The organism is Martinezella rhizogenes (genome assembly GCF_027460065.1).
GTDB classification, from domain to species: Bacteria; Pseudomonadota; Alphaproteobacteria; order Rhizobiales; family Rhizobiaceae; genus Agrobacterium; species Agrobacterium rhizogenes_C.
On the sequence record NZ_JAPYZZ010000016.1, the window covers coordinates 50028 to 67448 of the forward strand.

Consider the following 17421-nt stretch of genomic DNA (forward strand, 5'->3'; position numbering starts at 1 on the left):
AGTAAGATGGTCAGTCTCGGCGGAATAGCCCGCAAGTTGTTCGGTTCGGCAAATGATCGCCGCGTCCGCTCCTATAAAAGCAAGATCGCAGCCATCAATGCGCTGGAAGAAGCCACCAAGGCTTTGTCCGACGAAGCGCTGGCGGCCAAGACCGCGGAGTTCCGCCAGCAGCTTGCCGATGGCAAGACGCTGGACGATCTGCTGATCCCGGCTTTCGCCGTTGCCCGTGAGGCGTCGCGCCGTGTTCTGCACATGCGTCCCTTCGACGTGCAGCTGACCGGCGGCATGATTCTTCATGGCGGCGCCATCGCCGAAATGAAGACCGGTGAAGGCAAGACGCTGGTGGCGACCCTTGCGGTCTACCTCAACGCCCTTGCCGGCAAGGGCGTGCATGTCGTCACCGTCAACGACTATCTCGCCAAGCGCGACGCCGCGACGATGAGCAGGCTTTATGGCTTCCTTGGCCTGACGACCGGCGTCATCGTCCACGGGCTGGATGACGACCAGCGCCGCGAGGCCTATGCCTGCGACATCACCTACGCGACCAATAACGAACTCGGCTTCGATTATCTGCGCGACAACATGAAATATGATCGCGCCCAGATGGTGCAGCGCGGCCACAACTACGCGATCGTCGACGAAGTCGATTCGATCCTCGTTGACGAGGCGCGCACGCCGCTCATCATTTCCGGCCCGCTGGACGACCGCTCCGACCTCTACAACACCATCGACGCCTTCATTCCGCTTCTGTCGCCGGAAGACTATGAGATCGATGAAAAGCAGCGCTCGGCCAACTTCTCCGAAGACGGCACCGAGAAGCTCGAAAACCTGCTGCGGCAGGCAGGTCTGCTGAAGGGTGAATCGCTTTACGACATCGAAAACGTCGCCATCGTTCACCACATCAACAATGCGCTGAAGGCTCACAAGCTCTTCACCCGCGACAAGGACTACATCGTCCGTAACGACGAAATCGTCATCATCGACGAATTCACCGGCCGCATGATGCCGGGCCGCCGTTATTCGGAAGGCCAGCACCAGGCTCTGGAAGCCAAGGAAAAGGTGCAGATCCAGCCGGAAAACCAGACGCTGTCCTCCGTCACCTTCCAGAACTATTTCCGCATGTATGGAAAGCTGGCCGGCATGACCGGTACGGCATCGACGGAAGCGGAAGAATTCGGCAACATCTACGGCCTCGACGTCATCGAAGTGCCGACCAACCTGCCGATCCAGCGTATCGACGAGGACGACGAGGTTTACCGCACCGGCGAAGAGAAGTTCCTGGCCATCATCACCGAGATCAAGGCGGCGCATGAGCGCGGCCAGCCGGTTCTCGTCGGCACGACCTCCATCGAAAAGTCCGAGCTTCTGGCCCATATGCTGCGCCAGTCCGGCTTTACCGATTTCCAGGTTCTGAACGCCCGTTATCACGAGCAGGAAGCCTATATCGTTTCGCAGGCCGGTGTTCCCGGCGCCGTCACCATCGCCACCAACATGGCCGGCCGCGGTACCGACATCCAGCTCGGCGGCAACGTCGACATGCGCCTTGAGCGCGAACTGGAAGGCATGGAACCGAGTCCGGAGCTTGATGCCAAGGAAGCGGCTATCCGCGCCGAGATCAAGGTCTTGAAGGAAAAGGCGCTGGCCGCCGGCGGTCTTTACGTCATCGCGACCGAACGCCACGAAAGCCGCCGTATCGACAACCAGCTGCGCGGTCGTTCCGGCCGTCAGGGTGACCCGGGCCGCTCGAAATTCTACCTGTCGCTTCAGGACGACCTGATGCGCATCTTCGGCTCCGAGCGCATGGATTCGATGCTCCAGAAGCTCGGCCTGAAGGACGGCGAAGCCATCGTCCATCCGTGGATCAACAAGGCGCTGGAACGCGCCCAGAAGAAGGTCGAAGCCCGCAACTTCGAGACCCGCAAGAACCTTCTGAAATATGACGACGTCTTGAACGACCAGCGAAAGGTCATTTTCGATCAGCGTCTCGAGTTGATGGAAGCCGACAATATCGGTGAAACCGCCGCCGACATGCGCCACGAGGTCATCGAAGCGCTCGTCACCAAGCATATTCCTGAAAATGCCTATGCCGAACAGTGGGATATCGCCGGCCTGAAGGCTGGTATCGCCCAGTTCCTGAACCTCGACCTGCCGGTCGAGGAATGGGCGAAGGAAGAAGGCATCGCCGAGGACGACATTCTCCAGCGCGTCACCGAAGCGGCCGACACATACGCCGCCGAACGCGCCGAACGTTTCGGCCCCGAGATCATGACCTATGTGGAACGCTCGGTCATTCTCCAGACGATCGACCATCTGTGGCGCGAACATATCGTCAATCTCGACCATCTGCGCTCTGTCGTCGGCTTCCGCGGTTACGCCCAGCGCGATCCGCTGCAGGAATACAAGGCGGAAGCCTTCGAACTGTTCCAGTCGCTGCTCACCAATCTGCGCGAGGCCGTGACTGCCCAGCTGATGCGCGTGGAACTGGTGCAGCAGGAACCGCAGCAGCCTGAACTGCCTGAGATGACCGCCCATCACCTCGACCCCGTCACCGGTGAGGACGAGATGTCACAGGGCATTCCGGCCGCTTTCGTGCCAGCCGATGAACGCGATCCGAACAATCCCGCCACCTGGGGCCGTATCGGGCGCAATGAAATGTGCCCCTGCGGTTCCGGCAAGAAATACAAGCACTGCCACGGCGTTTACGAACAGGCGTAAAAGGTCAGGGCTTTATGCCAGAAATCGGTCGCCCGTAACCTGCGTTACGGGCGATTTTGTTTGCGCCGGATCATTGCTGCCGGTCGGGGTGTTGACTGGTATCGGCACTTTCCATATGGGAGCCGGATCATCTTGCGGAAACTGCTCTCATGGCCCCTCGCGATCTTGCCGCCTATATTTTTCTCGCGATTACGTGGGGTGTGTCTTTCCTGCTGCTTCTCCATGTCGTCGCGGCCTTCGGCTGGATTGGCGCAGTCACGCTTCGCTCGATCATAACCGCTGTCGCCCTTTTTCTCATTGCGCGGGCGGCACGCCGGAAGCTGACATTTTCCGCCAGCTGGGGCGCTTTCGCAATCGTCGGCGCAACGACGGTCGCCGGGCAACTGATTGGTCTGTCCTACGCGACGCCTCAGATCGGCACTGCGATGGCAGCCATATTGGTGGCGACGATTCCGCTTTTTTCGATGCTCATCTCGCAGATATGGGGTCTGGAACGTCTGACGCGGCAGGGCATTGCCGGTCTCGTCATCGGCTTTGCCGGTATCGTTCTGCTCGTCGGTTTTCCCGCTGTTCCCGTCACATCCGGCTTCATCATCGGTTGTGCTGCCGCTGTCGCCGCCTGCATCTGTGCCGCCTATGGCAGCAATTTTGCGAGCCTGCACCTCAAAGGGGTTGGATCCTGGGAAATCACCATCGGTTCCTTCCTGACAGGCGGCCTGATGACCCTGCCGCTTCTTTTAGCCGTGCCCTTGCCCAGAACGCCTGATCTCGTCGATTACGGTTATCTTCTGATTCAGGCCGTCGTCATGAGCGGCCTGACCTACATCACCTATTTCAAGCTGGTCTCTTCGATCGGCGCAACGAAGGCGATCAGCGTGGAATTTGCCGTCACCGTCGTGGCCGTGCTTGTCGGCGCCCTGGTGCTCGATGAGCCCCTGTCGCTTCCCCAGCTATTCGGCGCCGGCATCATCATTTTCGGCTGCGCGCTGGTGCTCGACCTTCTGCCCAAGAAAAAAGCGCCGCCCACACCCTCCGGTGCGTGAAGAGTTTATTAGCACTTTCCACCAATAGTCGTGCTGGTCGTCACGGAGCACGCGGGATCGCGTTTTCGGCGCGGGGGAAAAATGCAACCGGGCAAGTCAGACTATGAGCATTACTGGGACCCTCTCCGGGCCCTCCTGATGCTGCTCGGCATTCCCTATCACGCTTCCCTGCTCTATAGCCACGTTCTGCCCTGGGACATCAAGGATTTCGAGACCAGCCCGCTTCTGAGTGCGCTCGGTGCTGCGCTCGTCACCTTCCGCATGCCGACATTTTTTCTGGTGGCCGGATATTTCTCCACCATGGTCATCGGCAAGAAGGGCAAGTTGCACTGGCTCAAGCAGCGTTTCCTGCGCCTCGGTGTGCCCTTCATCGTGGCCGTGCTTCTCCTCGGGCCATTGCAGCTTTTCCTACAGCAGGTTGCCGGCGTCGCCAAAGGCGATATTTCCGCCGATCGTCTGCTGGAGAGCCTGCCCGGCTTGCTGCGCCCGAGCGAACAGTGGATCATGCATCTATGGTTCCTGCCGGCCCTCATTGCCTATTCCGTCCTGCTGGCAGCTCTTCTGTTTCTAGCGGAACACCCGCCATTTACCCGTGTCAGAAACGGGTTCAACGGCTTGCAGCAGCGGCACGCCACCCTGTTTTTCGCAGCACTCTGTGCCCTCCCGGTTCTGTGGGAGCTGATGGTCTATGGTTCCGGCCTGCTTGCGGCAAGCAGCGGAAGCAGGCTTTTCCTTCTTTATGAGCGTGCTTCCGACCCCTATGCGCGTTACCTGCCCTTCTTCCTGATCGGCGCCCTGCTGCATCGTAGTCGCGCTCTTTTTCACCAATTCCGCCAGACGGGTCTTCTCACCGGCATTATCGCAGCGGGCGCTATTGGTGCAGCGGTGACATTACGCCTGCAATATCCCTTTTCGACTTCGGCCCTTTTGGTCCTTGTTTCCGCAATTGCGGCGGTGGCGGCGAGCCGTCTGTTGATCGACCTCGCCTGCCGCTATTTCGACCGGCCAAGCCCGCTTGCGAGACGCATGACGGATGCATCCTTCACCATTTACCTGTTTCATCATCCGCTGATTTACACCTTTGGAATCCTCTTCATCCTGATCGCGCTGCCGCCGATCCTGGAATTCGCGATCATCGTCGCAGCCACCACGGCAACAGCCTATATGCTGCATCAGGCGATACGCCGGAGCCCACTCGCACTTTTCCTGCTCAACGGCATTCGCAGACCGCGCGGGGTGGACGATATCGGCACACAGGCCGGTGCGTCCCAAACCCTTCGTTAAGGATAAGCGCTTACAGTCGAACTGCCTATTTAACTGGAAATGATGGCGTGTGGATCATGGCTATCCTCAACACGGCGGAAAAAGCCTTACCCGCAGGCCTGCGCGCAAAGCTTGCGCCGCTGGGGGCGAAAGTCGCCGTCCTTGTTTCCGGAAGAGATGAGGTTTCGCGCGCGCAACGCATGGCGCTCGTCGCCTTTGCGGTGCGTATCGTCAGCGCCGGCATCGCCTTTGTTTCCCAGATCATCCTTGCCCGCCTGATGGGCGAATTCGAATATGGCCTCTTCGCCTTTGTCTGGGTTCTGGTGATCCTGTTCGGCAACCTCTCCTGTCTCGGTTTCCATACGACCGTGATCCGATTTTTACCCGGCTACCGTCTGGAGGAGGCCCATGACAAGATCATGGGGCTGACGTCGACGGCCCGCATCTTCGCGATGCTTGCCGCCAGCGCGCTCGCAATTTTCGGTTTCGTTTTCCTGTATTTCTTCGGCGAGCGCATCGCTTCCTATTATCTCATCCCGGTTGCGCTGGCACTTTTCACCCTGCCGATGGTGGCGTTGGGCGATGTGCTGAACGGCACCGCACGCGCCAATGGCTGGGCCGTCTCCGCGCTCAGCCCGACCTATATCGTCCGCCCGGTGCTGATCCTGCTGTTCATGCTGACAGCCATCGGTTTCGGCGCGGAAAAAACCGCAACGACCGCCATGCTGATGGCCCTCCTTGCCACCTATGTCACCACGCTTTTCCACTTCGCCTTCATGAACCGCCGGCTCAACCGGCATTTTCGCAGTGCTGCCCGCAGGGTTCATTTCCGTCACTGGATAAGGTTCGCCTTCCCGATGTTCCTGATCGATGGCATCGGTTTCCTGATGACCAACTCCGATGTGGTGATTGTCGGCCTTTACCTGCCACCCGATCAGGTCGGCATCTATTTTGCCGCGGCAAAAACCATCGTGCTGATGCAATTCGTGTTTTTCTCCGTGCAGGCCGCCGCTGCTCCACGTCTTGCAGCGCTGATGTCGGCCAATGATCGCCAGGGGCTTGCCGGCTTTGCCGGTCAGGCCGCACGCTGGGCTTTCTGGCCATCGCTCGCCGTTGGCAGCGTGGTGCTTCTGGCCGGCCCGTTTCTGCTCTCGCTGTTCGGCCCGGGCTTCGTTCAGGGTTACCAGCTGATGTTCTTCCTGTTTGCCGGTTTCCTCGCCAAAGCGATGATCGGCCCGGGAGAAACCCTGCTGAATATGGCCGGCAAACAAAAACTTTGCGTTGTGCTTTATATTATTATCTTCGGTTGCAACATTGCACTCAACATGGCGCTCATTCCGGTCTATGGTCTGGCAGGGGCCGCGGCGGCGGTGGCAATAGCCATGTGCATAGAAGCTGTGCTATTGCATATTGCCATTCGCCGCACACTCGGGATCGTCCTTTTTGCCTTCAACGATCCCCGGGCGGGTCAAGACACTGGGAAGGCGGTGTAACGATAAGCATGTCCAGCGATCCAAAGAATCCGGATTTTCAGGACCCGCGCATCGCGGCGCTGATGGCGTCTGCGGAGCGTGACCGTCCCGCGGCAGACAGCAGCCGGCGCGTGGGACGCGATGGCCGGGAATTCTGCATCTATCCGGGTCAGCTCGGTTACGACATGCAGGAAGAACTCGACTTCCTGTCCAACCGTGTGATGGAGGCGAATGTCTTCTTCACCGGGAGGCTTCTTGCGCCCGCCATGCCGCGCATCGAAGACAAATCCGTGCGCTTCGCCCTCATTCGCGACGAGAAGGGCGCCAGAAGCCGTATGCGCTTTCTGATGCCCTTTACCGTGGAAAAGCCGGGTTTTTCCATCGGTCCGTCCATCATTCGCGGCTGGGCCAATCCCTTCGGGCCGCTCGGCACGCCGCTGGTCGATACCGAAGGGGCGGCCGAGACCCTCGACAATCTTTTCGACGCCCTTTCCGACCCGAACATGCGTCTGCCCAATGTTCTTGTCCTGCCGGATGTGCGGCTGGAAGGGCCGTTTGCGCGCATGTTCAGGGCCATCGCGCTCAGCCGCAACCTGCCGGTGACGACCACGGGCAATTATCACCGGCCGATGCTGGAAAGCCTGCTTGATGGCAAGGCCTATCTGCGCAACGCCCTTGCTCCACACCATCTGCGCGAAATGCGCAGGCAGTGGCGCCAGCTCGAAAAACTCGGGGCCCTCTCCTACACCGTTACCCGGCAGCCAAAGGATGTGCGCTACCGCATGGAGGAATTTCTGGCGCTGGAGGCGAGTGGCTGGAAGGGTCGCAAACGCACCGCCCTGGTCAACGACCGCTATCGCGCCGCCTTCGCCCGTGAGGCGATCACCAACCTGGCCGAAGCGGATGCCGTTCGTATCCACACCATCGATCTCAATGGCAGCGCCATCGCATCCATGGTGGTCTTCATTACGGCCGGCGAAGCCTATACGTGGAAAACCGCCTTTGACGAGAACTATTCGCAATATTCACCCGGCAAACTGCTGGTACAGAAACTGACGGACTGGCATCTGGACGACGCCAATATTCTGCGCAGCGACAGCTGCGCCGTGCCCGATCATCCGATCATGAGCCGCTTCTGGCAGGAACGGCAGGAAATGGGCACGCTGGTCGTCGGCCTGACCCAGAACAGCGACCGCGACGTGCGGCAGGTTTCCACGCAAGTGGACATGTACCGTAATACCCGCAACCTCGCCCGCAGCCTGCGACAGAAGATCCTGTCCTTCGGACGCAAGGGAAACTGATCCGAAGGACGCCGGGGCGCCCTTCGGATATGTTCGGCAAATGAGACCCGCTTCAGCGCGAGGCTGTCCGGATCATCTTGCACAATTGCGTCAAGGCCGCATCGTATCCGCCACCCAGAATATCGACACAGCGGCGGGCGAGCTTGATCTGTTCGGTCCGCGACATGTCGTTATAGGCCTGTATGGCATTGCGCATGGCACCGGGCGTTACGTTACCGGGATTTTGCGGATTTCCTGGAGTGCCGGGATTACCGGGATTGCCAGGATTGCCCGGCGAACGTGAACCGCCAATGCCAAGTCCGACATCCACGCCCAGGCCGCGTGATCCGCCGACATTGGCTCCGACATTTGCGTTGACGCCGTTGGAGCCGCCCACGGAGGCATTCACGCCCGCATTGACCCCGCTGGAACCGCCGACGGATGCGTTGACATCCGCATTGACCCCATTGCTGCCACCAACCGAAGCGTTGACATCCGCGCCTAATCCGCCGCCGCTCCTGCCGCCAACATCCGCACTGGCGTTGACACCGCCGCTGCCGCCAACGGAAGCATCGACCCCGAGACCACCGCTACCATTGCTACCCACGCTAGCATTAACCCCGTTCTCTCCGCCGATCCCGATATCCAGCGCATGGGCGTTGACCGGCAAGATCAGGCAGGCAGACAGTAACAAATTGCGAGAAAGAGCCCTCATAATTTCCTCCCTATGAGTTGGCTACTCCCGCCCCGCGTGGAAATTCCACCGTGTCATCATATATTCAATTAGTAATTGCGTACATACCAATCTATTAGGGATATCTAAAATTATCAAAATAGTTCAATCATAGGTGTATCGTTTTGAAACAGGCGCGGCCGATTGAACCACCCGCGCCGTGGCAAGGCTGCCAAATGTTTTAGGTAACGGCCTCTGATTTTGCCCCGTTCCCCAGCACGCGGACATGCCGTTCCGCAAGGCAAATTTCCCGCTTTTGGGGTTGCACGCACGGTCTCGCCCGTGATAGACGCCGTGGCATTGCCTCAGTGACCTGAAACACAATCGGCAGCGAATGCGGGTGTGGTGGAATTGGTAGACGCGCCGGACTCAAAATCCGGTTCCGAAAGGAGTGTCGGTTCGAGCCCGACCACCCGCACCACCTCTTATGATTTGCACGACATCATCGGCATGAACGAGACCCTGTCCGGTCAAGGATCGTGCTATCTCGCCAGATAAAATCGTCTGGCATTGGCATGGCCGATCGATGCCCGCTCATCCGGGGAAAGCGTCGACAGAAACTCCCTCGTCATGGCGATCCATTCCGGTAGGCCAGAGCCGAGATCGACCACCGGCCAGTCGCCGCCCCAGACCATTCTTTGGGGGCCGAACAGGTTCAATACGGTTTCCACATAAGGCCTCACGCTTTCCTGCGTCGCTTGCCCCGGCGCACAATAGGCGGTGACACCGGAAAGCTTGACGGAGAGATTGGGCAAGCTGGCCAGATCGGCCATGCGCTCGCTCCAGACGGGGAAATCGTTTCCGGCAATGTCAGGCGTGCCGCAATGGTCGAGCATGAAGCGAACGTCGGGGCAGGCCCGGACAAGTTCGGCGGCAATGGCGAGCTGGCGGGAATGAAAGCAGAGATCGACCGGCCACCCGGCCTTGCCGATCTTGCGTACGTTCCGCCGGTAGTTCTCCGCACGGCTGGTATCGTCGGGCATGACCTGGAGGATACGCCGGAACCCGACCACGTTGAGACGTCGGCACTCCTCTAGCCAGGCGTCGAAACCCCGGTCCGTTTCCGGCCGGCAGCTGGCGATCTGGCCGAACATCGGCAAGGCGCCTTCCCCAACCATGCCGGCGATGAGCCGAGCCTCCGCCCGATAATCACCGTCATCGACCCCAGTTTCCATGAAGATCGTGCCGATAACACCGCTGCCCTCGACAAGAGCTGCATAATCTGCCCGGGTGAAGCTTCCCGCAAGGCTCGGCTCCCCGCGCGTCCAGGCATAACCCAGTTTGCCCCGCAAGATCAGATGCTGGTGGGTATCAATCAGGTCCATGACGTCCTCCTCCCTCTGGTGTCGGTCAATCTTCAAGCGCGAGCGTGTCGAAACCCGCCCAGGCGGCGTCCGGCACGGTCGTTTCGAAAATGGATAGATTGCGCCGGAGACTGTCCGGTTTCGCGGTGCCGATCAGCACGCTGGCGACATCGGCGTTTTGCAGCGGAAAATGCAAGGCGGCCGCCGCGAACGCGACGCCGTGGTCGGCGGCGTGGGCCTCCATGGCGCGCACCCGCTCCACGACTTGAGGTGCTGCCTCAGCGTAATTGAAGGTGGCGCCCGGTCTTGCCCCGGTCGCAAGAATGCCCGAGTTGAAGACACCGCCGATGATGAGCGAGGTGCCGGTTTCCGCACAACGCCCCAGCAGCCGTGCTGCAGCCGAACGATCGAGCAGCGTATAACGGCCCGCCAGCAGGATGCAGTCGATTTCGTCGATCTCCATCAGGTTCAGGCAGGCAGGAACCTCGTTCACGCCGAGGCCGAACGCGCCGATCTTGCCCTTCGCCTTCAATTCATGCAGCGCCTCGATGCCGCTTTCGGTGAATATCCCGAAATGATGGCGATAGGCTTCCTCTCCCAGAGTGTTCGCCTCCAGATCGTGGACATAGAGAATATCCACCGAACCGAGGCCAAGCCGGGCAAGGCTCTGCTCATGCGAGCGCATGATGCCATCATAGCTGTAATCGTATTCCACCACGAATGGCAGCGCATCGACAAAACCGTAGTCCGGTATGACACCCTCTTCAGCCGGTTTCAGGATTCGCCCGACCTTGGTGGACAGCACGAATGCACCGCGTGGTTTCATCTGGAGAAAATCCCCGATGCGGCGTTCGGAAAGGCCCTGCCCGTAATAGGGCGCGGTATCGAAATAGCGGATACCGGCATCCCATGCGGTTTGCAGCGTCGCCATAGCATCTTCGCGGCTGACACTGCGGTAGAGATTACCGATGCCGGCGGCACCGAAGGAAAGCTCGCTCAGCGACAGTGCCGTGCGTCCGAGTTTGCGGGTCCTCATGCGGCAGCCTCCTCGCGCCGGAGCTGGCGCTCGACGGTTCGGATGACACCACGGAGTTCGCCGAGACCCTTCATGCGGCCGATATAGGAATAGCCGGGGTTGGTCTTTTTGGTGATGTCGTCACCCAAGAGATGGCCGTGGTCCGGCCGCATCGGAATATCGGTCCTTCGACCGGCCCGGGCGGCGGTCCGCTCCTCGCGCAACAGCGCCTCGATGACGCCGATCATGTCGGTTCCGCCATCCAGATGATCGTCCTCGAAGAAAGAACCATCCGCCTCGACGGTGACATTGCGCAGATGGGCGAAATTGATGCGGGATGCGAATTCCTGCGCCATTGCCACGAGATCATTATCGCTGCGGGCACCGTAGGAGCCGGTGCAGAGGGTGATGCCGTTGTTCGGGCTTTCGATGGCCGAGAGGATGGCGCGAATATCTGAAGGCGTCGAAACCACGCGCGGCAGGCCAAACAGGGAGAATGGCGGATCATCCGGGTGGATGCCGAGATGCACGCCCACCTCTTCCGCCACCGGCACGACCTCCCGCAGAAATGCCAGCAAATTGCTCTGCATGGTCGCGCTGTCGATGCCATCGAACGAAGCAATCAGCGCGGCGATGGACTGGCGCGTCTGCACCAGCGCGCCGCCCGGCAGACCGGCGATGATGTTGCGCTCCAGAAGCGACTGCTCCTCTTCGCTCATCTTCGCGAAACGCGCTTCAGCCCGCGCCACCAGCGCGGGCTCATAATTTTCCGCCGCACGGGCACGCTTCAGGATGAAGACGTCATAGGCGACGAAATCCGCCATTTCGAAGCGCAGCGCCAATCCGGTGTTGCGCGCCTGCCAGCGCAGATTGGTGCGCGTCCAGTCCACGACAGGCATGAAATTGTAGCAGACGACGGGAACGCCAGCGCGGCCGAGACGGACGAGCGTATCCTTCCAGCGCGCAATCGCTTTTGGCGCATCGGCGTCGCCGCGCTTGACGGACTGTTCCATGGGAATGGATTCGCAGACACTCCATTCCAGGCCAGCCGCCTCGATCATTGCCTTGCGTTTGGCGATCTCTTCCGCCGGCCACGCGGTGCCGTCGGGAATCTGGTGCAGCGCCGTCACAACGCCGCTCGCACCCGTCTGCCGCACATGCTCAAGGGTGATCGGGTCCTGCTCTCCGAACCAGCGCCAGGTTTCCTTCATAGTCTACTCCTCCGAAAAATGCCGTTCGATGGCGCCGAGCGCGCCGTATTGGACGATGTCGCGGTGGGCGGCCTTCAGCGCCGTGACGAATGCTTCGTCAGCCTGCCATTCAGGGCCAAAGACGCGACGGAATGTTAAAAACCGGTCCACGACCGCATCCGGGTCCTCACCGGTGCTGGTTGGTGCACTCCATTCGGCAAAAGCCGGATCGGCCATGAGGATGGGCTCGCCGCGCTCGTTCAGTGCTGCGCAGGAGCGTATCCACATCGCGACGGCAAAAAGAGCCGCCGCATTCGTCGCGCCTGCGGCACGCAGTTCCGCCAGTGGCGCGAGAATGCGTTGCGGCACTTTCTGGGAAGCGTCCGAAGCTATCTGGGCGGCGCGGTGGCGAAGTGCGGGATTGGCAAAACGCTGGCGCAGACCGGCAACATAGTCTGGTCCACTGACAGAGGGGCTCAATGTCGAACCCACCTCCCGCCAGTAACGATCGATGTACCCGCGCACACGCGGATCGGCATAGATATCGGCGATCGTCTCAAGCCCGCTACACTGACCGATGGCCGCCATGGCAGTGTGAGCGCCATTCAGCATTCTGAGCTTCATATGCTCATAAGGCTCGACATCATCGACGAGCTCGGCGCCCGAAAGCTCGATACCGGGGCGACCGTGCGGAAAGCGATCCTCGATCACCCAACGGAAATAGGGTTCCGCAATCACCGGCCAGGCATCCTCGCAGCCGAGACGCGCCGTCACGCGCTCGCGGTCGGTGGCCGTGGTGGCGGGCACGATGCGGTCAACCATGACGCAGGGGCAGGAAAGGTTTTCCGTGATGAAGGCAGCGAGATCCTTATCGGTGAGACCAGCCATCTCCACCAGAAGCCGGTGCAGGATGCGGCCATTGGACGGGAGATTGTCGCAGGAGAGCAACGTCAGCGGCACGGCCCCGGCGGCACGCCTGCGCCTTGTCGCCTCCAGCAGAAAACCGAGCGCCGAACGGGGCCTTTGTGGATGTTCCAGATCATGGACGATATCGGGATGATCGCGGAGAAGCGTGCCCGCCGACAAATCCGCAAGGTAACCCTTTTCCGTCACCGTCAGTGTGACGACCCTGACCCGCGGATCGGCCATCGCCTGCAACAGCCGCTCCGGCTCTTCCGGGGCAACGATGGTTTCGAGGATGGAACCGACGATCCGCAGCGTCTCGTTTTCGCCGTCGCGCAGGCAGAAAGTGTAGAGATTGTCCTGCGGCGCGATGGCATCACGCGTATCGGGGCTGCGCAGCGAGGCCGCGATAATGCCCCAGCCGGTTTCGCCGCGCGCCAGGCAATCATCGATGAACACGGCCTGATGGGCGCGGTGAAAAGCACCGACGCCGAGATGCACGATGCCCGGTGTGACCGCTTCGCGGTCATAGGCCGGCACAGCCACGTCTTGCGGCAGATGCGAGAGCGCAAGGGAAGAAAGTCGATTGGTCACGTTTGTATCTCCGTATCTCAGCCGAATTGCAGGCCGCCATTCATGTCGACGACTGTGCCGGTCATGAAACCGGACAGCGGCGAGGCGAGGAAACGCACGGCATGCGCCACTTCTTCCGGCTGGCAGAAGCGCCCAACGGGAATGGCGGCAAGCTGGCGCTGACGGTCTTCCTCCGACAATTGCTCCATGATCATCGGCGAAACCACATAGGCCGGTGCCACCGCATTGGCGGTAACGCCGAAGGGGGCGAGTTCACGCGCCGAAGAATAGGTGAGGCCGACCATCGCCGATTTCGAAACCGAATAGGCCGTGCCCGCCGTCAGACCACCGGATTTCCAGGCATAAGAGGAGATGTTGATCAGTCGCCCCCAGCGGTTTTCCTTCATGGCGGGAACGACAGCCTGCGTCAGCAGCAGGGCGGCATCGAGATTGACGGCCATAAGCTTGTGCCACTCGTCAAGCGTGGTCGCGGCCAGTTTGTGCGGAGACAGCACACCGGCATTGTTGACGAGAATGTCGATGACCTCGAAACGACCGGCTATATCCTTCATGACGGCCTGCAGCGCCGCCGCATCACCGAGATCAACGGCGATGGGATCGCAGGCATCGCCAAAACCCTCCGCGAGCGCCTTTACAGCCTCAATATCGCGATCGAAGGCAAGCACCCTCGCCCCCTGCGCCACCAGCGCCGCAACCACGGCACGGCCGATGCCGCCGCACGCGCCCGTCACGAGCGCGGTCTTGTGTTTCAATTCCATTCTGTCTCCTCCACGTCCATTATCAAATGGACAAATGCTTGCGCTCTTCTTCGGGCAGCTGTTCGTAGATCACGAAAACCATATCCAGATGTGTCACCAGCGCCTGTTCCGCGCCGTCGGCATCGCCCCGGTCGAGGGCGTCGACGACCGCCAGGTGCTCTTCGATCACGGCGGGCAGGCGCTCCGGTTTCGCCCAGTAACGGTGGAACCGCGAAAGCGTCACCTTGGCAGCAAGGATTGCCTGCCAGACGCCTTCGCGGCCGGAAAACGTGCCGAGCAACCGGTGAAACGCCTCGTCGGCATGGAAAAAGCCGTTGGCGTCATTGGCGGCGATCACCCTTTCCTGCTCGGCGATGACATCCCGCATCGTCCGGCTCATCTCTTTCGTCCATCGCGGCGCGACCTCTCGCAGCAGGGCGACTTCGAGCGAACGACGGATAAAATGGCTGTCCTGAATTTCGCCGAGCCTGATCGGCGCGACGAAGCTGCCAAGCTGCGGATAGACATCCACAAGCCCCTCTTCCGACAGGCGCTGGATGGCGGCGCGCACCGGCGTGCGTGACACGGAAAACTGACGGCAGATGGAGTTCTCGCTGATCGGCGCTCCCGGCGCCAGCCGCACTTCGACAATGGCCTGGCGCAGGGCCGCGTGAACCTGATCGGCCACGGAGCCATAGCGATTGACCACAAGCTCCACGCTTTCGATTCCCGGGCCTGAGGCCTCCTGATGGCCGCCACGTCCGGCAAAGCCGGCACTGGTGTTTTTCGTCATGAACGTTTCCCTTTTGAAAGGCCGTCGTGAAAATCCGATTGCTACTTGGATACAAGTATACTAGGGTCCACAGTGCTTACGCAAGCCGGCTGTTGGGAGAAAGAGCGATTAACGGAGGTTTCCAGTCGCTTTTTGCAGAGGGCAGTCCGTTTCATGGAGGAGAAAAACATGACGCATTTCATGCGCAGCCTCGTCGCTGCCGCAATCATCGGCGCTGGAGCCTGCGGTGTTGCGCAGGCCGCCGATCCAAGCAAGGTCGCCCTCGTTCCGGGCGGTCCGCATCCCTATTTCGCCGCCTGGGAACAGGCCGGAAAGGACGCCGCCAAGGATTTCGGTCTGGCAGGCGCGGATTATAAAGTACCGCAGAAATGGGAACTGGCGCAGCAGAACCAGCTTCTCGAAAGCCTTCTGAGCCAGGGTTATAACGGCTTCCTGATTTTCCCCGGCGATCCCGTCGGCGCGGTCTCCACGGCCGAGGAACTGACCGGCAATGGCGCCAACGTGATTGCCGGCGCCGGCTGCTTCAAAGACCCTTCACCCGCCGCCTTCTGCCTCGGCACCGACACCGGCAATTCGGCCTATCTCGGCACCAAGGAGCTCATCAAGGCGATGGGAACAGGCAAAAAACGCATCGCCCATTTCACCGGCTTCCTTGTCGATCCCAACACCCAGCTCCGCATCGATGCCGTGAAGAAGGCGGCTGACGAAGCCGGCGCCGAGGTCGTCCAGGTCATCGCTGATATCGACGCGCCGGAACCGGCCGAAGAAAAGATCAACGCCTACCTCGCCGCTCATGCCTCGGAAGTGGATGGCATCGTCACCACGGCCTGGGTTCCGGCAGTTGTCGCCTCCAACGCGCTGCGCAAGATCGGCGACAAGCGCATCCACATGGTCGGCATCGACCACGACGAAGTGGTGCTGAAGGCGATCAAGGACGGTTTCGTTGACGGCACGATGCTGCAGAACCCCTATGGTCAGGGTTATGTCGGCTCCTTCGCTTTGAGCAAATTGCAGTCCGGCTGCAAGGTGAAGGCAGATGCGCCGTTCAAGTCCAACGCGCTGACGACCAAGTTCATCGATTCCGGCACCGCCTATGTCGATGCCACAAAGGTCGATAACTACGTTGACGCCATGCGCGCCGAGACCAAAAAGCTGCTCGCAAACTTCGATACGACGTATCTGAGCTGCAAATAAGCAAGCCTTTTGCGGTTGCCGGGCGGCTGACGACCACGCCCGGCAACCAGTTCCGTCGGAAAAACGTCTTCCGGCGGGAGTATAACGTCGAGGCCACCCGCGAAGGTGCCTCGGGCCGAACCAATACCGGGACAATTTCATGACCGTGAACGATAGTTTGCTCACAAAAGGCGCGCAGGAGGCAGACGAACGAATGGGTTCCGGCCTTTCGCACGGCCGCTTTTTTCTTACCAATGAATTCGGCCTCATTCTGCTGATTGTCGTCTTCGCCGTTATTTTCGGCGTGGCGGCCAGCGGCTTCCTTTCGCCTTTCAATCTGTTCACGCTCGGCCGCAGTGCAGCGATTAACATCATGATCGGCCTGTCGATGATGGCGGTGATCGTGACCGGCGGTCTCAATCTCGCCGTTGGAGCAATTGGCGTTTCGGCGGCCATGGCCTGCGGTTATCTGATCGAGGTTCTGGGCGTTCCTTGGCCGCTCGCCCTCGTCGGCGGCCTCGCCACAGGCGCAGCACTCGGTTTCATCAATGGCTGGACCGTCATCCGCACGGGATTGCACAGCTTCATCATCACACTCGCGACCATGAGCATCTTTTTCGGGGTGATGATCTTTCTGACGCGGGCCGAGGCCTATCGTGGCCTGCCCCCGATCTTCGCCGCCTTCGGAAAAATGAAGCTCGCGACCTATTTCTCGCCGCTGCTTCTCGTCACGCTCGCAACAGCCCTAGCGCTTTCCTTTCTCTACCGGCGCACCGTGCTCGGCCGTGAAATGCTGGCGGCAGGCGCACGCCCGGAGGCGGCCGAACTATCCGGTATCCGCGTCGACCGCATCTTCATTGCCTGTCACATGCTGTCGGGCCTGCTTGCCGCGCTCGCCGCTTTGATGCTGGTGACGCGCACGGGTGCCGCCATTCCATCCATGGCCGGCCAACTTGGGCAGGACTGGCTGTTGCCCGCGTTTCTGGGGCCCGTCCTCGGTGGCACGCTCTTGCAGGGTGGCAAGGTTTCGGTGCTCGGCACCTGCCTTGGCGCGCTGCTGGTCACCATGCTGACCAGCGGCCTGCTGCTGCTCCAGCTCGGCGAATTCTGGGTCCAGACATTTCTCGGCCTGCTGCTGTTACTGGCGGTTTTGATGGACAAGGCGCGGCGAAGCTATCTCGCCCGGCGCAATCTCGCTTGAGGACT

Annotated in this window: 14 protein-coding genes and 1 tRNA gene; 8 read left to right on the plus strand and 7 right to left on the minus strand. The window is 60.5% G+C overall.

Going from position 1 to position 17421, the window contains the following annotated elements; translation table 11 throughout:
- The first annotated feature begins 6 nt into the window (after window positions 1-6).
- From secA to O8B93_RS21220, 5 genes are all read left to right on the plus strand, one after another.
- Window positions 7-2715: a preprotein translocase subunit SecA gene (secA, locus tag O8B93_RS21200; RefSeq protein ID WP_269711853.1), complete on the plus strand. Its 2709-nt coding sequence runs from the start codon at window positions 7-9 to the stop codon at window positions 2713-2715.
- A gap of 149 nt (window positions 2716-2864) precedes the next feature.
- Complete coding sequence (locus tag O8B93_RS21205) at window positions 2865-3758, plus strand: DMT family transporter (protein WP_269711854.1); 894 nt, start codon at window positions 2865-2867, stop codon at window positions 3756-3758.
- Window positions 3759-3839: 81 nt separating this feature from the next.
- Window positions 3840-5042 (plus strand): glucans biosynthesis protein MdoC, encoded by a 1203-nt coding sequence (mdoC, locus tag O8B93_RS21210; RefSeq protein WP_269711855.1) that lies wholly within the window; start codon window positions 3840-3842, stop codon window positions 5040-5042.
- Between the two features lie 56 nt (window positions 5043-5098).
- Window positions 5099-6514: a Wzx-type polysaccharide biosynthesis protein UppV gene (gene uppV, locus O8B93_RS21215; protein WP_269711856.1), complete on the plus strand. Its 1416-nt coding sequence runs from the start codon at window positions 5099-5101 to the stop codon at window positions 6512-6514.
- A gap of 8 nt (window positions 6515-6522) precedes the next feature.
- Window positions 6523-7794, plus strand: coding sequence for a GNAT family N-acetyltransferase (locus O8B93_RS21220; RefSeq protein ID WP_269711857.1), 1272 nt, complete (start codon window positions 6523-6525; stop codon window positions 7792-7794).
- Between the two features lie 52 nt (window positions 7795-7846).
- Here the strand turns inward: O8B93_RS21220 and uppQ are convergent, their stop codons facing one another.
- Complete coding sequence (gene uppQ / locus O8B93_RS21225; RefSeq protein ID WP_269711859.1) at window positions 7847-8488, minus strand: polysaccharide biosynthesis GNAT family N-acetyltransferase UppQ; 642 nt, start codon at window positions 8486-8488, stop codon at window positions 7847-7849.
- 354 nt (window positions 8489-8842) lie between these two features.
- Between uppQ and O8B93_RS21230 the strand changes: the two genes are divergently transcribed.
- A tRNA-Leu gene (locus O8B93_RS21230) sits at window positions 8843-8927 on the plus strand.
- Window positions 8928-8988: 61 nt separating this feature from the next.
- Here the strand turns inward: O8B93_RS21230 and O8B93_RS21235 are convergent.
- Genes O8B93_RS21235 through O8B93_RS21260 form a run of 6 tightly spaced genes read right to left on the minus strand, consistent with a single transcriptional unit; the run spans window position 8989 to window position 15042 of the window.
- Window positions 8989-9831, minus strand: a complete 843-nt coding sequence (locus O8B93_RS21235; protein WP_269711861.1) for an amidohydrolase family protein — start codon at window positions 9829-9831, stop codon at window positions 8989-8991.
- A 25-nt stretch (window positions 9832-9856) separates the two neighbouring features.
- The gene (locus tag O8B93_RS21240) at window positions 9857-10846 is read right to left on the minus strand and encodes an aldo/keto reductase (protein ID WP_269711862.1); all 990 of its coding nucleotides are present in this window, start codon (window positions 10844-10846) and stop codon (window positions 9857-9859) included.
- Window positions 10843-12036, minus strand: coding sequence for a mannonate dehydratase (gene uxuA, locus O8B93_RS21245; RefSeq protein WP_269711863.1), 1194 nt, complete (start codon window positions 12034-12036; stop codon window positions 10843-10845). The genes O8B93_RS21240 and uxuA overlap by 4 nt, the downstream gene beginning before the upstream one ends.
- Before the next feature lie 3 nt (window positions 12037-12039).
- A complete protein-coding gene (locus O8B93_RS21250) occupies window positions 12040-13512 on the minus strand; it encodes a mannitol dehydrogenase family protein (protein ID WP_269711864.1) in 1473 nt (490 codons plus the stop codon).
- Between the two features lie 17 nt (window positions 13513-13529).
- Complete coding sequence (locus O8B93_RS21255; RefSeq protein ID WP_269711866.1) at window positions 13530-14270, minus strand: SDR family NAD(P)-dependent oxidoreductase; 741 nt, start codon at window positions 14268-14270, stop codon at window positions 13530-13532.
- Between the two features lie 22 nt (window positions 14271-14292).
- The gene (locus tag O8B93_RS21260; RefSeq protein ID WP_269711867.1) at window positions 14293-15042 is read right to left on the minus strand and encodes a GntR family transcriptional regulator; all 750 of its coding nucleotides are present in this window, start codon (window positions 15040-15042) and stop codon (window positions 14293-14295) included.
- A 153-nt stretch (window positions 15043-15195) separates the two neighbouring features.
- Between O8B93_RS21260 and O8B93_RS21265 the strand changes: the two genes are divergently transcribed.
- Together O8B93_RS21265 and O8B93_RS21270 are read left to right on the plus strand one after the other, a co-directional pair.
- Window positions 15196-16236, plus strand: coding sequence for a sugar ABC transporter substrate-binding protein (locus O8B93_RS21265; protein ID WP_309568514.1), 1041 nt, complete (start codon window positions 15196-15198; stop codon window positions 16234-16236).
- A 139-nt stretch (window positions 16237-16375) separates the two neighbouring features.
- The gene (locus O8B93_RS21270; protein WP_269711869.1) at window positions 16376-17416 is read left to right on the plus strand and encodes an ABC transporter permease; all 1041 of its coding nucleotides are present in this window, start codon (window positions 16376-16378) and stop codon (window positions 17414-17416) included.
- Window positions 17417-17421 lie beyond the last annotated feature (5 nt).